The following is a 1,274-nucleotide window of genomic DNA, read 5'->3' as shown; positions in this document are numbered from 1 at the left end:
TCAGCAATATCAACAATTACGCTTATAGTCTCTGAAATCTTCTGGCTCTGTGCACGTATCTGATTAATAGTTGATTCCACATCTTTGATTCTTTCATTTGCATTTCCTGTTTGGGCAACCACCGTATCAACTTCCTGTATTGTCTTATCCAGATTTTGCCGTGTTTCATTTTTGATTATTTTAAATTCATTCACTATGGTTTCCATCATCTCATTGCCACCAACCTGCTCCTCGGCTATACGGGCAATGCTTTCAGCTGAACCCAAAAGCTCTTCAAGTGTGGCTGATATTTCTTCAAACGTCGAGGCCTGGTTTTGCATCTTATCATTGAATTTAACAGTGAGTATATCCTGCTGTTTCACCTGTTCCAGAAGATCAGCAACCTTTTCTTTAATTGTTTCATTGAGCTGTCGCTGCACATCTGACTGCTTTTGAATAACCGAAAGCTGTTTAGTGGAGCGATCATCATATTCCAGCACAACACGTATATTTCGGGAAGCCAAAATTCCAAAAACGGCAGTAATCATTATAAAGAAAATCTCACGTAAGATAATGAAGCCATGAACCGGCTTGCCATCAAGGGTTGCATCCCAATGAATTTCAGCTCCATGAGCTATCGCCACTAATAAAAATGCTGTCCATGTTATGACAGTATATGCCGTGTAAAAATTCATTAGCCGCCGGTTATAATATAATTGAAGCATAATAAGAAGAATAACCATAAGCACCGAGCTGTTGTATGACTCCAGTGCAAATGTCCAGTCATATTTTTGTGCATAGGCAAATTTTGCAGCCAATGGAATATTCAAGCTTATAAAACCCAAAAGCCATTCAAACACGCCAGTAGGCTTTAAAAGCCTTTTTCTTTTGTAAATAATATATGAGACAAGGATACACACACCACTTATGAAGGCAAGCCTGGCTATTTCTGAAATAGCAACTTTTCCCAAAATCTGAAATATATGTGCTATTAGAGCTATTACTATAAAAATAATGATATATGTTCCACTTGAATGTATCTCTAAAACCTGGCGGGCTGTATAGTGTTGTTTCATATGACCCCCATTGGGTATAGTAATTGTATATGCTTTGATAGTACCATCAGTGATAGTAAATATCAACAGTAATATAATAATAGCAGTAAATTTTTGCTATAAAATACATAGTAGCAATTACAACAAATTAAAATATATAAAAATAATTATATAATTATGATTCTCAGGATAGCGCATTCCGTCCAGTTATCTTATTTTTTACCAACAAAGCTACTACTC

General features: G+C 36.0%; 1 protein-coding gene (running past one end of the window). It reads right to left on the bottom strand.

What is annotated here, in order from left to right:
* Positions 1 to 1,055, bottom strand: partial view of a methyl-accepting chemotaxis protein gene (locus N3F66_14770; protein MCX8125409.1) — the 5' portion only. The gene continues 604 nt to the left of window position 1, outside the view; 1,055 of the gene's 1,659 nt are visible here — the first part of the coding sequence; it begins with the start codon at positions 1,053 to 1,055; the stop codon falls past the left edge of the window.
* Positions 1,056 to 1,274 lie beyond the last annotated feature (219 nt).

The sequence above is a fragment of the Spirochaetota bacterium genome, assembly GCA_026414805.1.
In the GTDB taxonomy this organism is placed as follows: domain Bacteria; phylum Spirochaetota; class UBA4802; order UBA4802; family UB4802; genus UBA4802.
This window is presented reverse-complemented; position numbering and strand designations above follow the sequence as displayed.